Annotated in this window: 15 protein-coding genes and 1 tRNA gene; 8 read left to right on the plus strand and 8 right to left on the minus strand. The window is 53.4% G+C overall.

Annotated features, from left to right (window positions below; genetic code table 11):
- The first annotated feature begins 314 nt into the window (after nt 1–314).
- Genes ACOSDM_RS19690 through ACOSDM_RS19700 form a run of 3 tightly spaced genes read left to right on the plus strand, consistent with a single transcriptional unit; the run spans nt 315 to nt 4,176 of the window.
- A complete protein-coding gene (locus tag ACOSDM_RS19690; protein ID WP_420726251.1) occupies nt 315–2,453 on the plus strand; it encodes an acetate--CoA ligase family protein in 2,139 nt (712 codons plus the stop codon).
- Nucleotides 2,450–3,391, plus strand: coding sequence for a CoA transferase subunit A (locus tag ACOSDM_RS19695; RefSeq protein WP_420726252.1), 942 nt, complete (start codon nt 2,450–2,452; stop codon nt 3,389–3,391). The genes ACOSDM_RS19690 and ACOSDM_RS19695 overlap by 4 nt, the downstream gene beginning before the upstream one ends.
- Nucleotides 3,388–4,176, plus strand: coding sequence for a CoA-transferase subunit beta (locus ACOSDM_RS19700; protein ID WP_420726253.1), 789 nt, complete (start codon nt 3,388–3,390; stop codon nt 4,174–4,176). Before ACOSDM_RS19695 ends, ACOSDM_RS19700 begins: the two co-directional genes overlap by 4 nt.
- Here ACOSDM_RS19700 and ACOSDM_RS19705 read toward each other — a convergent pair whose 3' ends face one another.
- Genes ACOSDM_RS19705 through ACOSDM_RS19715 form a run of 3 tightly spaced genes read right to left on the minus strand, consistent with a single transcriptional unit; the run spans nt 4,177 to nt 6,683 of the window.
- Nucleotides 4,177–5,034, minus strand: a complete 858-nt coding sequence (locus ACOSDM_RS19705; protein ID WP_420726254.1) for an IclR family transcriptional regulator — start codon at nt 5,032–5,034, stop codon at nt 4,177–4,179.
- Between the two features lie 27 nt (nt 5,035–5,061).
- Nucleotides 5,062–5,865 carry an IclR family transcriptional regulator gene (locus ACOSDM_RS19710; RefSeq protein WP_420726255.1) on the minus strand — a complete coding sequence of 268 codons (804 nt, stop codon included), beginning with the start codon at nt 5,863–5,865 and terminating at the stop codon, nt 5,062–5,064.
- A 32-nt stretch (nt 5,866–5,897) separates the two neighbouring features.
- Complete coding sequence (locus tag ACOSDM_RS19715) at nt 5,898–6,683, minus strand: enoyl-CoA hydratase/isomerase family protein (protein WP_420726256.1); 786 nt, start codon at nt 6,681–6,683, stop codon at nt 5,898–5,900.
- A gap of 307 nt (nt 6,684–6,990) precedes the next feature.
- Here ACOSDM_RS19715 and ACOSDM_RS19720 point away from each other — a divergent pair, with 307 nt between their 5' ends.
- Together ACOSDM_RS19720 and ACOSDM_RS19725 are read left to right on the plus strand one after the other, a co-directional pair.
- Nucleotides 6,991–7,959 carry a TAXI family TRAP transporter solute-binding subunit gene (locus ACOSDM_RS19720; protein WP_420726257.1) on the plus strand — a complete coding sequence of 323 codons (969 nt, stop codon included), beginning with the start codon at nt 6,991–6,993 and terminating at the stop codon, nt 7,957–7,959.
- Between the two features lie 55 nt (nt 7,960–8,014).
- Nucleotides 8,015–9,961, plus strand: a complete 1,947-nt coding sequence (locus ACOSDM_RS19725) for a TRAP transporter permease (RefSeq protein ID WP_420726258.1) — start codon at nt 8,015–8,017, stop codon at nt 9,959–9,961.
- Here ACOSDM_RS19725 and ACOSDM_RS19730 read toward each other — a convergent pair whose 3' ends face one another.
- From ACOSDM_RS19730 to ACOSDM_RS19745, 4 genes are read right to left on the minus strand one after another with little or no spacing between them, the layout of a single operon-like run.
- Nucleotides 9,962–11,053, minus strand: coding sequence for an NADH:flavin oxidoreductase/NADH oxidase (locus ACOSDM_RS19730; RefSeq protein ID WP_420726259.1), 1,092 nt, complete (start codon nt 11,051–11,053; stop codon nt 9,962–9,964).
- A 7-nt stretch (nt 11,054–11,060) separates the two neighbouring features.
- Complete coding sequence (locus ACOSDM_RS19735) at nt 11,061–12,203, minus strand: acyl-CoA dehydrogenase family protein (protein ID WP_420726260.1); 1,143 nt, start codon at nt 12,201–12,203, stop codon at nt 11,061–11,063.
- On the minus strand, nt 12,200–12,685 hold the full coding sequence (locus tag ACOSDM_RS19740; RefSeq protein WP_420726261.1) for a MaoC/PaaZ C-terminal domain-containing protein: 486 nt from the start codon (nt 12,683–12,685) through the stop codon (nt 12,200–12,202). Before ACOSDM_RS19740 ends, ACOSDM_RS19735 begins: the two co-directional genes overlap by 4 nt.
- Nucleotides 12,686–12,709: 24 nt before the next feature.
- Entirely contained in the window at nt 12,710–13,495 is a 786-nt protein-coding gene (locus ACOSDM_RS19745) for an enoyl-CoA hydratase/isomerase family protein (protein ID WP_420726262.1), read from the minus strand.
- Nucleotides 13,496–13,752: 257 nt separating this feature from the next.
- On the opposite strand from ACOSDM_RS19745, the gene ACOSDM_RS19750 reads away from it, so the two are divergent.
- From ACOSDM_RS19750 to ACOSDM_RS19760, 3 genes are read left to right on the plus strand one after another with little or no spacing between them, the layout of a single operon-like run.
- On the plus strand, nt 13,753–15,117 hold the full coding sequence (locus tag ACOSDM_RS19750; RefSeq protein ID WP_420726263.1) for an acyclic terpene utilization AtuA family protein: 1,365 nt from the start codon (nt 13,753–13,755) through the stop codon (nt 15,115–15,117).
- A gap of 2 nt (nt 15,118–15,119) precedes the next feature.
- On the plus strand, nt 15,120–15,431 hold the full coding sequence (locus tag ACOSDM_RS19755; RefSeq protein WP_420726264.1) for an AtuA-related protein: 312 nt from the start codon (nt 15,120–15,122) through the stop codon (nt 15,429–15,431).
- 6 nt (nt 15,432–15,437) lie between these two features.
- Nucleotides 15,438–16,598, plus strand: a complete 1,161-nt coding sequence (locus tag ACOSDM_RS19760) for an acyl-CoA dehydrogenase family protein (RefSeq protein WP_420726265.1) — start codon at nt 15,438–15,440, stop codon at nt 16,596–16,598.
- Nucleotides 16,599–16,679: 81 nt separating this feature from the next.
- Here ACOSDM_RS19760 and ACOSDM_RS19765 read toward each other — a convergent pair.
- Nucleotides 16,680–16,756, minus strand: a tRNA-Met gene (locus ACOSDM_RS19765).
- Nucleotides 16,757–16,806: the final 50 nt, after the last annotated feature.

Raw genomic sequence — 16,806 nt, forward strand, 5'->3', positions numbered from 1 at the left:
ATTTTTGTCCAACCAGTTAAACATTAGCGGATTTAAAAAGGTAGCCCCAAAGTAGCCCTAAAGCAAAAGCCCCGCTGTGTGGAGCGGGGCTAAGCCGTTGGAATATTTGGTTGCGGGGGTAGGATTTGAACCTACGACCTTCAGGTTATGAGCCATTCTTCAACGCCCAGCGAATGGGCATTTACAGTATGCGTTTAATTTGAAAATCAAACCAATACCACTATGCGGAACATATTTTTATTTTCTTGATTTTTATACTGAACCTGATTTTATGCATTAAGCCTTCCCAGACTGAACAATGTAAAGATGAAGCCGTGTCTATAGAAAGCCTTATCAATCCAAAATCCATAGCAATCGTCGGTGTCTCCACCAAGAAGGCAACCTTTCAAGTTGGTGGTCGGGCAATATTCGATCACTTGCGGTTACACGGATATCCACATCACATTGACCTGATCACACGAGAGCAGACAACAATTGATGGACAGGGGACATATACCAATCTGTCATACCTGCCTGAAGTACCAGATTGCGTTGTCGTGTCCGTCCCAGCGGTCGATGTTTATCAGACAATCGAACAAGGTCTATCATTAGGAACCCGGGCCTTCCTGGTGATTACAGGTGGATTTTCCGAATCTGGCGAGGCGGGCACTGCGTTGCAAGCGCAACTTGTCGATCTGGTGACATCCTATGGCGCGGCAATGTTGGGGCCCAATACCACCGGTTATGTCAATTTCAACAGCCGCATCGCGATGAGTTCAACCAGTCGTATTACAGCAGGCTTGCCCCAATCAGGCGAGGTCGGACTGGTAATTCAGAGCGGAGCCCTGGGCAGCGCCATGCTGGAACACGCAATTCACGACGGCATCGGATTGAGTTATCTGATTTCCACAGGGAACGAGGCGGTCACCGATCTAGGGGACTACATCGATTTCCTGGTCGAAGACGCTAACACATCTGCAATCGCATTATATGTCGAAGGCTTTCGTCGAACCCCAAAAATTGTTGCCGCCGCACAAAAGGCGCTGGCCGCCAATAAACCCATCGTGCTGTACAAGACTGGACGCTCCGATGCGGGAAGGCGAGCTGCCGCAGGCCATACGGGGGCCCTAATTGGTAACCGTGGGGCTTATGATGCTGCTGTGCGGCAACTAGGCTGGATTGATGTTCGTTCCATCGAAGATCTTTTGCCCACAGCGCATTACCTGGTGAAATCCAGACCAGCAAAAGCCATTGGGATACTGACCCTATCAGGCGGGTTGGGTGGCTGTTTGGCCGATGCGCTGGAAGAAACCGGCAAGGTCACCCTGCCCGCACCAAATGAGACAACAATCGAGCGGATGCGACAGGACATCCCCCCCTTTCTATCCGTCAAAAATCCAGTCGATATTGCGGGTACTCCCTTCCGCCGCGCAGGTGGCTTTGCAGCCTGCCTTGACGCCTTCTTGGATGACCCGGCGTTTGATGCGGTGACTATCGCCAATACACCAATCGTTGCCCCCTGGGCTAAAGATGTCAGCGATGCCGTTGCCGATGCAATGGCCCGTTGGCGCAAGGAAAAGGGTGGCAACGCACCAATCTCCGTCGTATGGCCCGCTGAAATTTTCAATGCAGATGCACTAAAAGCGCTTCGCCAACAAGGTGTTCCAGTATTCAGCCGCATTGACAGCTTTACCACCGCCGTCGTCGCAGCCTCCACTTTTGCTGAGGCCCGCGCCACCCCATCAAGATTAATTCGGGAAGGGTTACCCAAACTGAGCATTCAGGGGGCACCAACCATCAATGATGAAGCCCGAAATGAAGCCGACAGCAAACGCCACCTGAAATCTTTAGGATTTTCGTTTCCTGCAGAAGCCTTCCTGGCGCCAAATGATCATGACGCGCTGTGCGTAGAGGCCCAAAAAATCGGTTATCCAATCACCCTGAAAGGCATGGCCGAAGGGGTTGTTCATAAGTCCGAATATGGACTGGTAGCGGTGGCCCTGCCGAATGAAGAGGCCTTGCGACAGAGACTGCAGGAAATGAATGCCAGCGCGCAAAAGCATCGACTTTCCATGGAAGGTTTCCTGATCAGTGAGACGGTTCGCCCACAAACCGAAGTATTTCTTGCCTTAAGCATTGATCCAGAATTTGGACCGGTCCTGACCTTTGGCGCTGGGGGCATCTATACCGAATTGTTGAAGGATGTGACGACCAGATTGCTGCCGCTGGACCGGACAGAGATTGTCGACATGATAAACAATTGTCGAATTAGCCGCATTCTGCATGGCATGCGGGGACGCACCGCACTGGACGTGGACGCCCTTGTTGATTTCATAGAGGCCTTTGCCGCCTTAGCTCCGCATTTGGGGATTGATTTCCAAGGTGTAGAAATCAATCCCATCGGCGTGGGGAAGGCGGGGGATGGTGTCTGGGTTCTAGATGCTACGATTTTTGGTAAAGGCCCGACAGCATGACCGCAGCCACTGGGCGAAAGACAAAACGCATCCGCTTTGATGAAATTGGCGGGTTTCTGGCGAACACCATTGAAGATGGGGACTTGCTGGCAATCGGTGGGTTGTTCAAACAAGGCCGCCCGCTGGCCCTGATACGGGAAGTAATTCGACAGCGTCTCACAGCACTAAAGATCATCTCCTCCCCCGGTTCCGGTTTTGATGTCGATCTATTAATTGCCGCAGGATGCGTGGCAGAAACATTCCTTCCCGCAGTCACCTTAGAAACCCATATGTGCCCGTCTTTTCGACGCGCAGTTGAGGCCGGGACAATTACAGCACATTGCGTTGATGCTCTATCCGTTGTCGGTGGTTTTCTCGCTGCTGCGAACGGTGTTCCCTTTCAACCAGTAGCCGCCTGGAAGGGATCTGATGTCATCAAATATAATCCGCTAATTCGGGAGATCACATGTCCCTTTACCGGTGAGAAGCTTTTCGCGACCAAGGCTATCCGCCCAAAGCTGGCCTTACTGCACGCCCAAGAGGCGGATGAGTTTGGCAACATTCGTCATCTCTCAACCATGACCTATGCGGATCAGATGATCGCGCGCAGTGCGGATACCGTATTAGTGAGCGTTGATCGAATCGTGCCCAGTGGTGACATCATCTCACGCCCTCGAGAAACCTCTATCCCCTGCATTTATGTTGATGCTGTTGTAGAGATTCCATTCGGAGCGCATCCCACGGGCAGCTTTCCGAATTACAGCATCGATGAGGCGCATATCGATTCCTATGCTACCTATGCCGAAGCCGCAAGAAAAGGGTCCCCCACCGGCGATGCAAACTTACAGGCCTATATCGAACGGCACGTCATCGCACCCCAAGATCAAGAAGGTTATCTCACCACCGTGGGTGGAGATACGCGCATGGAAGAACTGGTCGCGGAGGCACAAGCATTATGATGACGACCCGGTCCGCCGATCATGCGCCCGATTATTCACCCGCCGAAATGCAGGCGGTGTTTCTATCACGTGATCTTACCGACGGTGAATTAGGGGCAGCAGGTGCCTCAGCAGCGATACCAATGGCCGCGATGCTGTTAGCCCGGTTACGGCATGCGCCCAACCTTTCCATTGCTGGAGAGATGTTCGTCAATCCCTATCCAAAACAGCTTTGGAGTTCAATGTTGGATGACCGAGCTCTCGGGGCGTGTGAGGCTGCGGAGACATTCTTGGAACTGTTTGCGCATTCTCACCGCGGGTTGGACTTCTTCTTCCATAACGGGATGCAGATTGATCAGTATGGAAACATCAACCTGCATCACATCGGTGGAACCATTGATGCACCAGTTATGCGCGGTCCCGGGGCGGCAAATATATCCTATGCCGTCACATCCCGTCGATTTTACATCTGCACCACGGTCCATACGAAACGCACCTTCGTCCCGAAGGTGGATTTCATAACCTCCCCTGGCTATCTGCAAGGCCCGGAGAGTTATCATGCAGCGGGACTGCAGTATGGTCCGAAATACTGTGTGACACCTCTTGCGGTGATGGATTTCGACCCCGAGACATTCCGCATGCGCCTGAAATCAGTGCATGAGGGGATAAGTGTGGATCACGTGATTGCCCAGACTGATTTTGAGCTTCTGGTGCCGGAGCATGTCGAGATAACCGACCCGCCCGCCCCCAATGAATTGCAATTGCTTCGCGACGTCGTTGACCCGAAAGGCCTGCTGCGTTCTTGATCAGCGCGTGCCCGCCCCACTTCGCAATTGCTCCTCCAGCATGCGCGCGATCTCCACTAACCGTTGACCGATCTTTCGTTGCTTGGCTTGCGTCAGATGACGCGCAGGTGCCCCACATGCCAATGCATAGACGGAAGCGCCGCCCGGCAGGATTAAGGGCGCTGCGACACCATTGATATCCGTATTCCAACTGGCTGAGGCGGTAGTGTAGCCAACGTCCTCAACCTCACGGCGTCCAATGTTGATGCTTGCTTCCAATTCGGCCCAGTGTTTCTGGTGACGCTCGCGCAATCGCTCGAAAAGGTAGTCTCTCTCAACGTCAGGCAAAGCGGCAAAAAGAGCGTGCCCCGTTGCCGTCCCTGCCAGGGGAATGCGAGATCCGACCTCCAACCGCAATGTCATCAGCGTGTTCACGCTGTGACAAACCTCAAGCTCAATCATGTCCAACCGATCTCGCGCGGCGAGGGATGCATGGACATTGTATTCATCAGCCAATTCTCTGAGATAAGGCTTCACCAAATCGCCCAAACTGAAGGGCTCACGCGCGGCAAAGCCCAGGCTGAGCACGGATGCGCCGAGGCGATATTGACGACGGCCGGGCGAATAATAGAGGTACCCCTGGCTGCGCAACGCTTGTAATAGGCGCGATGTGGTCGGCTTTGGCAGATCAACGCGTTCCGCGACTTCCATGCCATTCAACCAAATTTCGTTCGATGCCGAGAATGCCTCCAACACAATCAAGCCGCGTCCCAGGGCATTCACAAAATCACGATCGTCTGAAATCTCACCACTTTTGCGGCGGCGACGCACTCGTTCACGGGGCAACTCGGCATCCAGATCATTCATGTCATTCACCATATGCACTGTGCCATTTCATTGTGGAGCCTATTCGCTCCAAAAATTTGCACCCAATTGATTCATTCTGTGACTGATCTCGTTAGAAACCGATATCAGTTCCGGCCCTAAAGTATCTGGAAACCGCGCCCGATCCAAACCAATCGCCCGGGTGCCACAATTCAAGGCCAGCACAGTTTCACCATTATCCAGCCAAACTGGAGCGCCTACTGCATAAATCTGACGACGCCAATCGCCAAAGGAAACAGAGAAGCCTTTCTCCTCCACGGAATGAATTTCTTCCGTCAGCATCTCCTCAACACTGTCCGCCTTTTCCGGTCCGACACTGCGCCGGATCATCTCCATATGATGCCGTCGGGCTGGCTCAGCCAATCCCCACATATAGGACCGCCCCATTGCCGTATGCGCGATTGGAATCAACGATCCGACGCGCAACCGCATCGTTACCGTTTCTGGGCCAGAGCAATAGTTGAGATAGACCATATCTGCACCATCCCCAATGCCCAGCGCCACAGACATTTCAAATCTATCCGCAAGCTCCTGCATTAAGGGATCAGCGATTTGACGCACTGAAAGTGTGCGTAACAGGGAATGCCCCAATCCCGTCACCTTGTCGGCTAAATGAAATTGTCCATGGGGCCCGATTTGCCGGAGATATCCCATTTTACAGAGGGTATAGGTCAAACGAGCCACCGTGGCTTTGGGCAGTTGGGTGCGCTCTGCAATTTCCTTGTTACCAAGCGGTGCATCCAAGGCACGAAAAGATCGCAATATTTGAAGCCCGCGTCCCAGGGAAACGACTTCAACAGGGTCTTTTGCGCTGACTGAGGCCATTCCCTAACGGTTCCAATACAAATATGTTTAGTCTATCGCCCACGCCATACGGGAGCTCGCTTCTCTGCGAAAGCCCTTGGCCCCTCTTGCGCATCTTCACTTGCGTAAACATGTTCGTATATTCGCTTGGCTTCATCAAGTCCGCCTTCACAACCAAGGCTCATCGCAGACAGGATGGATTTCTTGCCTGCAGCAACGGATAGAGGCGCATTTTCGCATATTACCTTGGCCAGCCGAGCAGCACGATCCAGAACAGCTTGCGCTGTGGGCTCCACATAATTGATAAAGCCAAGATCATACAGCCGTTCGATTGTTTGCGGCTCTCCTGTCAGAACCATTTCCATAAAGAGAGGCTGTGGCACCTGCCATAGAAGGGGAACAGCCCAGGGAGACCCCCGCCCGCGCTTCGATTCTGTGATCCCGCCCGATGTTCCGGCCACACCAATTCTGATGTCGGCATTCAGCGATAACATAAATCCGCCGGCCGCGAAGTGACCCGTCATTGCAGCAATAATGGGCGCACGAACCGCCCGCATGCGCTGATGAAAAGGGTCCCTTAATAACGTCAGAACATCAACACCTTGCTTAACCTTTATCTCGCTTGCTTCCTTTAGATCCATCCCCGCACAAAAGGTGCCACAAGGAGCCGCCGTCAGCACCACGACACGAATTTCCGGTCGCGCATCAATGGTTTCCCATAAATCATAAAGACGTTCGACCGCTGCGATGGATAAGGCATTGCGGCGCTCCGGCCTGTTCAATGTGATTGTAGCAATTCCATCAGCACAATCGAACCGGACAATTTCTTCAGCAGACATAAATCCTTTTCCTCCAAACAACACATCAAGGCTCCAAAATAAGCATATAACAGAAAATCACTGTGCGGAATTAGTTTTCATAATTTTGTTGTATGCGTAATAAATCCATGTCACCGTGCTGATGCTGAAAAGAGGGCAATTGGGCGCTGCATTCATTATGTTGAATCGTGCGTCCAAGCAGGAAAGATACAAAAAGGCACAATCAGCAACAGTCAGTTGTAGGGAAACTTCCTTGCGATTGATTGGATGTCCCGGGAAGTCACACTGATGCTCGGGGATGACACACAAATATACTTGGGAGGAATCCATGAAACTTACAAAATGTCAGTCCCTGCTGGCCGGGGCAGCTTTGATTGTTGGTATGACGTCTTCACTCATGCCAGGAGGTCAAGCTAAGGCCGAAACACTTAGCCTTGGATCTACAAATGCAACATCAAGTCACTATCAAATTGCAGTTGGCATGTCACAAGCCATTGAAGCCGGCATGCCCGGCACGACGGTTACAGTTGTTGAAACCGGGGCAAGTGTCGACAATGTGCGGCGCCTTGTGCGCGGTGAAATCGATTTAGGGCTCGTCGCTGGTGACGTCTTTGTTCAGGCGCGTACGGGCACCGGTGCCTTTGAGGGCAATGCTGTCGATGATTTGGTCGCGCTATATCCATATAGTGATTCCATCATCAATATCGCTGTACGTGCCGATTCAGGCATTACAGATCTGAGTGGCCTGAACGGCAAAAAATTCACGCCTGGCATTCGCGGAAGCGGCGGTGAATTGCTGATCACTCAAAGCCTGAAGCTGTTTGGGATTGAGCCGGAATACACCTATGGCACCGTTACCGATGCAATTGAAGGTGTGCGCAATCAGCAATTGGTCGGCTACAGCAAATATGCGGCAGCCAATCGCGTTGATGCCACACTGCAGGAATTGATGACCAGTGTCGACATGCGCATTCTTGGATTTTCTGCGGAACAACAGGCAATGATCCGCAAGAACATTCCCGGCGTTGGCTTCATCACGATCCCAGCGGGCTTTATCAAGGACAACCCGGAATTCACCACACCATCAGTGCCAATCGTCTATGCCACGCGTCTTTCTGTGATGGATGAAAAAACAGCAGAGGGCATTGCTCAATCTATTGATAAGCAAAAGGAAATCCTGATCAAAGTCTGGCCGCAACTTGCTGGCTATGATTTCAAGAAATCGATCTTAGCCACCGAAGACATTGGAATTGCCGTTCATCCTGGCGCAATGGCCTATTGGAAATCCTCGAACTGAGCCGCAATAGAGTTCTATCAGGCAATCGGATAAATCCAGGTCGAAAGCATCAGAAATGATTGAACAGATAACCAAAGGTCGATCGATCGCTTGGGCAGAGACTGTCCTGAAGATCGTGTTGATCGGCTATGCCGTATTTCAAATCCTCACGGCATTTATCGGCATGAGGGAACCGCTGATACAACGCGGCGTGTTTCTAGGCTTTGGCCTTGGATCTATATTTCTGATTGCTGCAGTAGCGCTTTTAAAAGAGGGGAAAGGCTGGGGTTTAGTTGGCCTGAACATTGGCCTTTCCCTCCTTGGCTACTATGTCTGCCTGCATATAGCGTTGAGCAACGACCGTATCTCCGTTTTCTTTGTCCACCTGACAACACTGGACCTTATTCTAGGCGGCATTGCTATTGTATTGGTGTTGGAGGGGGGACGACGGACAATTGGATGGTTCCTGCCCATCCTCGCCTTAGCAGGACTGGCCTATTACTATTTTGGGCATGATCTGATTTCGGGACCCTGGCAACCACCCCGTGTGTCCCTGTTAACGCTGATTGAAACCTACTATGCCTCGACCGAGACCCTGTTTGGCTACATGACCGATATGGGCACCCGAGTGATCGCAATTTTCATCGTGCTGGGTGCCTTGCTGCTAAGCACCGGCGCGACAGAAATCTTCATTAAACTGGCCACCCTGATCGCAGGGCGCAGCTATGGCGGGCAGGCAAAAGTCTGCACCGCGTCCTCCGCCCTGTTTGGGACCGTGACCGGATCTGCGGTCGCCAATGTCATGGCGATGGGTCCAGTGACCATCCCAACGATGGAGCGTGCCGGATACAAACGGAGCTACGCCGCCGCGATTGAAGCTGTCGCTTCGGCAGGTGGGCAGATCATGCCACCGGTCATGGGCGCGGGTGCTTTTATCATGGCGGAGATGTTGAACATCCCCTATGCACAGATTGCTGGAGCCGCGATTTTGCCAGCACTGCTGTATTTCTTAACACTGTGGTTCAGTGTCGGCTTTCACGCCCGCCGCAAAGGAATCAAACCTTTGGACCGCGCGGAACTGCCGGCCTGGCGTGAGTTGATTGATCCCTACACATCGTTGCCAATGTATTTGCCGGTAGGCACATTGGTCCTGCTTCTGGTGATGGATTTCACACCAACACTGGCTGGGGCGGCGTCGGTAGCGACGCTTGTGATCAGCCTGTTGATCCTGCGCACGATAAAGACGCTGAAGGAATCCGGCGTATCCAATCTGGTTTCAACCTATATGGAATTAACCGATCAGGTTCTGGACGGTCTTTATAAAGCCGGGCGGGCGATTGCGATGATTGCCGTCTTGCTGGCCTGTGCGGCAATTGTCGTGAAAGTGCTGACAGCAACTGGCGCTGGCGTAAAGGTATCTGGGGTTATCTTGTCCCTGTCTGGGGAGAACCTGACCTTCGTGCTGCTGTTGACAGCGGTTCTCTCGATCCTTTTAGGCATGGATGTTCCAACAACCGCATCCTACATTCTCGCCTCCGCAATTGCGGCGCCAATTGTGATCAACCTCGGCATCCCTGAATTGAACGCGCATTTATTTGTTTTCTACTATGCCATTCTATCGGCCATCACGCCCCCTGTTTGCGCCAGTGTGTTTGCCGCCGCATCCATTGCAAATGTCAGTTTCTGGCGCGTATCGGGCCATGCTGTTGTCCTGGCAATCGCGCTATATGCCATTCCATTCCTCTTTATCTATCGACCTGGTGTGTTGATGGAGGGATCGGCACTGACAATCATCTATGACGCGGGCATCGCGATCCTGGCCGTCATGGCGATCGCGGCGGCCTCAACAGGCTATTTGCTCAGCAGGTTAGATTGGATCCAGCGCATCGCGCTCTACACCGTCGCAGCCCTGCTATTCTATACAGCGGCGTGGAGCGATATAGTCGGTGCGGCACTGCTGCTGGGAATCACCACATTCAGCTATTGGCAGGGTCGGCGACAGACGGTGCAACAGGTCGGATAATCAATGTGGTCTGGCACGGCGTGCCAGCCACCATCCAAAGGGTGTCGGCCAGTGAGACCAGGATTGTAACTCATCCAAAGTGTTTGCGGCCTGCACGGCCCAATTTGGATTTACCAGCATCTCTCGCCCGACCGCAATCAGATCAGCCTCCCCACGCTGGAGAATATCTTCGGCTTGGATGGCCTGTGTAATGCCGCCAACGGCCATTACCGTTGCCCCTGTTTGGGCCTTTAATGCCTTGGCAAACGGGACCTGAAAGCCAGGTCCGCGTGGCACCAACATATCCTTTCGCGGCAGCGCCATACCGCCAGAGGAGCAATCAATCACATCCACACCAATCGAAAGCAGTTCCTGTGCCAGAACGGTTGAGTCCTCAATCGACCAACCAATCCCAACACCATCTACGCAAGACAACCGGCACGACAAGGGCTTCGCATTCGGCCAAACCTTGCGCACAGCCTCAACCACACGCAGTGGAAACCGCATCCGGTTCTCCAGGGTACCGCCATACTCATCCACTCGGTAGTTGGCCAGGGGGGATAGAAAGCTGTGCAATAGATAGCCATGCGCCATATGGATTTCGATTAGATCGAATCCCGCCCGGTCCGCACGCAGCGCCGCGTCCTGATAACACCCAATCAGGCGTTCCATATCCCGCGTTTGAATGGGGATCGGCATATGCCCGCCAGGAATGCCGATATCCGTAGGCCCAATAACGGCTGCGTCCGGGGGCGGGGCCACAGGCTTGAACCCCTCCCAGGGGACGTTTGTGCTGGCCTTACGACCGGCATGCTGTATCTGCAGGCCAACCGGGGACCCACAAGCGTGAACTGAGTCCACGAGACTGTGAAAGGCCATTTCTTGGGGGTCAGACCATAGTCCCAAATCAGCATTGGTCGACCGTCCCTCTGGCGAGACTGCGGTTGCTTCCACCATAACCAGCCCCGCGCCACCCAGCGAAAACCGCGACAGATGGCCCCTATGCCAAGCTGTCGGTGCCCCATCCGGTGGCGCTGAATAGGTTTGCATCGGGGACACAACGATGCGGTTTTCAAGTGTTAACTCTCGCAGATTCAGGGGGGTGAACAGCATCACACCCTCATCTTTGCCGCATGGCTTTACTGATAATGGTTCGCTGGATCTGGGACGTGCCCCCCCCAATTGTGCATTGCATGCCCTCTCTGAAATAACGCTCCATATCTGCTTCTGGCAGCATCGAATGGCCGCCAAGAATTTGCATCCCCTGGCGGGAAACAGTTTGCAACGTCTCTGACGAGAACAACTTCGCCATCGCCACTTCTTTCGCGCAGGGCTGATGCCGTGCTGCCAGTTCCGCAGCCCTGTAGACAAGCAACCGCGCTGCATCGACCTGCGTTTGCATATCCGCCAACATATGGCGGATCACTTGAAAGTCGAAAATTGGCTGATTAAATTGCTCCCGCTGATGGGCATAGGTCAGTGCATCATCGACCGCCGTTTGGGCATTTCCAACATAGGCAGCGGACACTGCGATGCGTTCTAATTCCAAATGGTCTGTGATGATTTCCCATCCCTGCCCTTCCTGGCCCAGTAGGTTCCTGGCGGGAACCATCGCATCATCGACGAAAATTTCCGTGGTCCCAGTGGCACGCCGCGCCAAGGTCGGCAGTTTGCGAATGTCCAGACCCGCCGTATCATTTGGGATCAGCAGGACAGACAGTCCCTTGTGCTTTGCCACATCGGAATCTGTCCGGACCAGCATGGCGATCACAACATCGCGCGCGGCGGCACCGCTGCACCACAGTTTTTGGCCCTTTACGATGTAATGGTCCTTATCCAGGCGCGCCCTGGTCTTTGTTGAGGCGGCGTCAGAGCCAGCCGACGGTTCAGAAATTGAGATGGAGAACCGCATTTTCCCGGACATAAACGGTTCCAGATAGGCCGCCTTTTGATCATCATTGCCAAATTTGACGATGTTCATCGCTGTAAAGGTTGGCACCAGAACCGTGGTGGCAAAGTCGAAGCCAAACTTCCCAAGGCCTTCGCACATAAGGGCGTAATCAAAGATATCCCCGCCAAAGCCGCCAAACTCCTCTGGGATCAGAAGCCTTAGCCATCCTTCTGCGGCAATCCGTTCATAGGCAGAATAGGGATAGGCGCGTTCGGCATCATGCTCCCGAATGTATTCGCGGGTGATTTCCTTTTCCATGAAACGATCCACGGTTTCACGCCAGGTAGTCTGTTCGGTGTTCAGGAAATTCATGATGATGACTGCTCCTCAGATTCAAAGGGATTGCTGCTGGATGGAATGAGACGTTTCGCGCGAATGAGCAGATGGAAGTCACAGCGTAAGATTACTTCCGTACGCTGGTTCATGCCCTTCAGCTCCATCGTTGCGACACCGGCGCCATTCTCTTTTGGTTTCAGCGCGGTGATTTCTGACCGCGCCCAAACTGTGTCGCCGATAAAGCTTGGCTTTAGAAAACGCAGCTTATCGATGCCATAGAATGCCTCAACAACCGTCGAGTCGAAGGGGATCAGCGCATTGACGATGGAAAAAACGAGAGACCCCTGCACCAGGCGTTGGCCATAGAGAGCATTTTTCGCAAACTCCGTGTTGGAATGGATCTCAAGCCAATTGCCGGTCAGCATGCAGAAGTTAACAACATCCGTTTCGGTCAGCGTGCGCCCGCGGGATGTCTTAACGTCCCCTACGACCAGGTCCGGATAAGGATTGTCGATCATCTGTGTTTCTCTTCCTGTTTGAAGTTATGTGCCGGTCCAAACGGGTGGACGGCCTTCCACAAAGGCCCTTGGCCCCTCTTTGGCATCATTGCTTTTATAGACAGGCACATGCAGCGCTTCGGCGCGTGCAAGCCCCTCTGCACAGCCCAGATCCATTCCCGCCGCAAGGGTTGCTTTCGCGGCACGCACCGACAGCGGGGCATTGTTTGCAATGACTGTCGCGATCTGATCAGCCCGTCGCGTCACATTCTCAATACTGTCGCAGACATGATTGATAAATCCATACTGCGCCAACACGGTTGACGTGACAGGCGCACCTGTCAGGGCCATTTCAGCCAAAATTGGTTGGGGAATCATCCACAGCATCGGGACCATCCAGGATGTTCCACGACCATGGCGGACCTCTGGAATGCTGGCCAGGGCTTCGCGAAAGGCAATGCGAATATCTGCATGCATCGCCAACAACAAACCAGCCCCCACAAAGTGCCCAACAAGGGCAGCCACAATCGGTTTAGTGACCGTCCGCATCCGCATCTGAAATGGGTCTGTCATATGGGTCAGGATATCGTCGCCACCCGATCGATACTCTGCCATCTGTTTCAGATCCATCCCGGCACAGAACGTACCACAGGGTACCGCATCCAGTATGACACAGCGGATGCTGTCATCGTCATCAATCAAGTCCCATAGCTCGGTCAAGCGATTGGCCGCTGCGATGTTGATCGCATTTCGCTGCTGGGGCCGGTTCACCGTAATGCGGGCGATACCATTGTGACTGCGAAACAGAATCGGCTCATCCGCCCCCATCATCAATATCCCTTTTACCAGCGGAATTTCCCAACCGCTTCATGACCATACGTGACCGTCATTTACCCTAGGCATAGTGCTCTTTTAGGTCAATAAATAATTCCATCTTGCGGAATTGAATTTCAAAAACTCGTTGACAATCCATTTTGAACAAGCAATTTTAGATGAAGAATTTGGCTGTTTTGTTGAGGCCTCGACGCCCCAAAATTGTGGGCGAACGACAGGCATAGACCCGCGTTTAGAATGATCAGGAGCAGGGAATGAAAAAGCAACTGCGGTTGGGGTCTGGGTCGGGGTTTTGGGGTGACGCGCTGGACCCGGCCGTAGAGTTACTGGAGCAGGGCTCTCTGGACTATCTGTCGATGGATTACCTGGCAGAGCTGACCATGGCGCTGCTTCAACGCCAACGATTAAAAGACCCATCCTTGGGCTATGTTCCCGACCTGACCACCCATATGCGAGAATTGCTGCCTTTGGCACGTAAGGCCGGGACAACGATTATTTGTAATGGCGGTGGGGCCAATCCTCGGGCTGGTGCGGAGAAGGTCCGAGACCTGGCGCGCGACCTGGGATTGACGGGCACAAAAATTGCTGTCGTTGAAGGCGATGACATGCTGCCGCGCCTGGATGAATTGTTGGTGGCCGGGCACGACCTTACCAATATGGATACGGGGGAGCAGGATCTTGCTGCTCTGCGAAACCGCATTGTTTCTGCAAATGTTTACACCGACTCTTCTGGAATCGTGTCTGCGCTTGAGCAAGGGGCTGATGTGGTGATTGCCGGGCGGGTATCAGATAACGCGCTGTATGTTGGCCCTGTTATGCATGAATTTGGATGGACCTATTCTGACACATATACAGACCGGATCGCCGCAGCGATCACGGTTGGCCATATTGTGGAATGCGCGGCGGCGACAACAGGGGGCATGTCCTCACGATTTTCCGACATGCCAAATATGGGGCGCGTGGGCTTTCCAATTGTCGAATTCGACTCCAATGGATCCGCGACCGTCACCAAACTTCCAGGCACTGGCGGTCGTGTTGATGAGTTTACCGTAAAGGAACACCTGGTCTATGAAATCGGGGATCCATCCCGCTATCTGATGCCAGACGGCATTGCAGATTTTTGTAAGGTGAAAATCGACGATCAAGGCAATGACCGGGTGCGGCTGACCAACATGGCGGGGGCGGCGCGCCCAGAATTGTTAAAGATGGTCGTTGGCTATGAAGATGGGTGGATCGGCGAAGGCATGATGTTCTTCCCCTGGCCCTATGCGCTGGATCGGGCGGAAAAGGCACGCCAAACGCTGGGGGAACGTTTTGAACGACTGGGCCTAAAGGCCTCTGCGATTCATTTTGATCTGGTCGGCGTCAACATGTTGCATGGACCGGCGTCCCCCATGCCAGATTATGACCCATCGGAGATTGGACTGCGTGTTGCGGTTCATACGGAAAGCAAGGCCGAAGCCGAGAAAATCCGACGGGCCTGCGCACAGCTTTGGATCATGGGGCCTGGTGGCACATCCTTTGGCACCCCGATGAAACCAAGACCCGTCTATGGTGTCTGGTCCACGCTGATCCCCAGGTCTTACATTTCTCAGACAGTTGAAATTCTGGAGGCATGAGCATGACATTACTTCGCGACATTGCCTATGTTCGGTCTGGGGATAAAGGCGACGTCGTCTCCGTCGGTGTGATCGCCAAACACCCTGAAGATTATTCCGCCTTGTTACGCAGCCTGACTGCGCCAGCGGTGAAAGATCTGTTTGGCGACTGGATAACAGGGGCTGTGGAAATTTACCCCATGGACAATATCGATGCCGTGGTTGTAATCATGCGCGGTGCCTTGGGTGGTGGCGCAACCCGAACACTGCGACTTGACCAAACCGGCAAGGCAATGGGCAATGGCCTTCTGCGCCTGCCGGTAATCAAGGAATAGACCGGCATGGCACTTGACGCTGATACCTTTCGGCAAATTACAGAAACCATCGACCGTTTTGTTCGGGACCGATTGATCCCGGCAGAAGCACAGGTCGATGAAGACAATGCTATTCCACCCGACATCGTATCCGAGATGCGTGACCTTGGCCTTTTCGGCCTCTCCATCCCAGAAGAGTATGGTGGGCTTGGCCTAACCATGGTTGAAGAGGTGGAACTTGCCTTTCGATTGGGGCGCGCCTCACCCGCATTTCGGTCCTTGATTGGAACGAATAACGGCATCGGTTCTCAGGGAATACTTTTGGATGGCACAGAACAACAGAAGCAGACTTGGTTGCCACGCCTTGCCTCGGGAGAAGTTATTGGTTCTTTCGCGCTAACAGAGCCAGATTCAGGATCCGATGCAGCCTCAATCAGCCTATCGGCGGATCCGGACGGAGTTGACTTCATTCTGAATGGCACAAAGCGATACATTACCAATGCGCCCATCGCCGGCTTGTTCACGGTAATGGCCCGAACCGACCGGACAATCGAAGGGGCAAAGGGAATCACAGCCTTCCTGGTGGAAGGCAACACGCCTGGGCTGAGCGTTGGACTACCGGATCGTAAAATGGGGCAACGCGGGACCAAGACCGCTGATGTTGTCTTTCAAAACTGCCGCGTCCCGGCCAGTTCCATTATCGGCGGGATTGCTGGACGGGGCTTTAGCACTGCAATGAAAGTGCTCGACCGAGGACGATTGCATATTTCTGCCGTCTGCGTTGGTGCCGCGGAACGTCTTCTGGACGATGCACTTAGCTTCGCAATGAACCGGCGCCAATTCAATGCGCCCATTTCCGAATTTCAGTTGATTCAGGCAATGTTGGCAGACAGTCGCACAGAACTTTATGCCGGAAAATGCATGGTTATGGACGCTGCCCGTCGGAGAGATTTGGGTGAGGCTGTCTCCTTGGAGGCAAGTTGCTGCAAACTTTACTGTTCCGAAATGGTCGGCCGGGTCGCCGACCGTGCTGTGCAAATTCATGGTGGCGCAGGATACATGGCCGATTACCCCGTAGAGCGCTTCTACAGGGATGTCCGACTATTCCGTCTCTACGAGGGAACGTCTCAAATCCAACAACTCGTTATTGCGCGCAACATGATTAGACAACACCAAGGCCAGAACTAAATTCAATTTGCACCTGCTTACCTATTGCTTACCCAAGCAGAAGCCCCGCTGGTGAGAGCGGGGCTAAGTGTTTGGAATATATGGTTGCGGGGGTAGGATTTGAACCTACGACCTTCAGGTTATGAGCCTGACGAGCTACCGGGCTGCTCCACCCCGCGTGGGTGTGGTTTGGTAGGAGGTTGGGGGTTTGCATGGTGTATTGCTGAGG

The sequence above is a fragment of the Hwanghaeella sp. LZ110 genome (assembly GCF_048892525.1).
In the GTDB taxonomy this organism is placed as follows: Bacteria; Pseudomonadota; Alphaproteobacteria; order UBA8366; family Aestuariispiraceae; genus Pacificispira.

Excerpts from the sequence above, each read along its gene's own strand:
- ACOSDM_RS19695 (WP_420726252.1), top strand. The coding sequence starts at position 2,450 with ATGACCGCAGCCACTGGGCGAAAGACAAAACGCATCCGCTTTGATGAA.
- ACOSDM_RS19700 (WP_420726253.1), top strand. The coding sequence starts at position 3,388 with ATGATGACGACCCGGTCCGCCGATCATGCGCCCGATTATTCACCCGCC.
- ACOSDM_RS19705 (WP_420726254.1), bottom strand. The coding sequence starts at position 5,034 with ATGGTGAATGACATGAATGATCTGGATGCCGAGTTGCCCCGTGAACGA.
- ACOSDM_RS19710 (WP_420726255.1), bottom strand. The coding sequence starts at position 5,865 with ATGGCCTCAGTCAGCGCAAAAGACCCTGTTGAAGTCGTTTCCCTGGGA.
- ACOSDM_RS19715 (WP_420726256.1), bottom strand. The coding sequence starts at position 6,683 with ATGTCTGCTGAAGAAATTGTCCGGTTCGATTGTGCTGATGGAATTGCT.
- ACOSDM_RS19720 (WP_420726257.1), top strand. The coding sequence starts at position 6,991 with ATGAAACTTACAAAATGTCAGTCCCTGCTGGCCGGGGCAGCTTTGATT.
- ACOSDM_RS19725 (WP_420726258.1), top strand. The coding sequence starts at position 8,015 with ATGATTGAACAGATAACCAAAGGTCGATCGATCGCTTGGGCAGAGACT.
- ACOSDM_RS19730 (WP_420726259.1), bottom strand. The coding sequence starts at position 11,053 with ATGCTGTTCACCCCCCTGAATCTGCGAGAGTTAACACTTGAAAACCGC.
- ACOSDM_RS19735 (WP_420726260.1), bottom strand. The coding sequence starts at position 12,203 with ATGAATTTCCTGAACACCGAACAGACTACCTGGCGTGAAACCGTGGAT.
- ACOSDM_RS19740 (WP_420726261.1), bottom strand. The coding sequence starts at position 12,685 with ATGATCGACAATCCTTATCCGGACCTGGTCGTAGGGGACGTTAAGACA.
- ACOSDM_RS19745 (WP_420726262.1), bottom strand. The coding sequence starts at position 13,495 with ATGATGGGGGCGGATGAGCCGATTCTGTTTCGCAGTCACAATGGTATC.
- ACOSDM_RS19750 (WP_420726263.1), top strand. The coding sequence starts at position 13,753 with ATGAAAAAGCAACTGCGGTTGGGGTCTGGGTCGGGGTTTTGGGGTGAC.
- ACOSDM_RS19755 (WP_420726264.1), top strand. The coding sequence starts at position 15,120 with ATGACATTACTTCGCGACATTGCCTATGTTCGGTCTGGGGATAAAGGC.
- ACOSDM_RS19760 (WP_420726265.1), top strand. The coding sequence starts at position 15,438 with ATGGCACTTGACGCTGATACCTTTCGGCAAATTACAGAAACCATCGAC.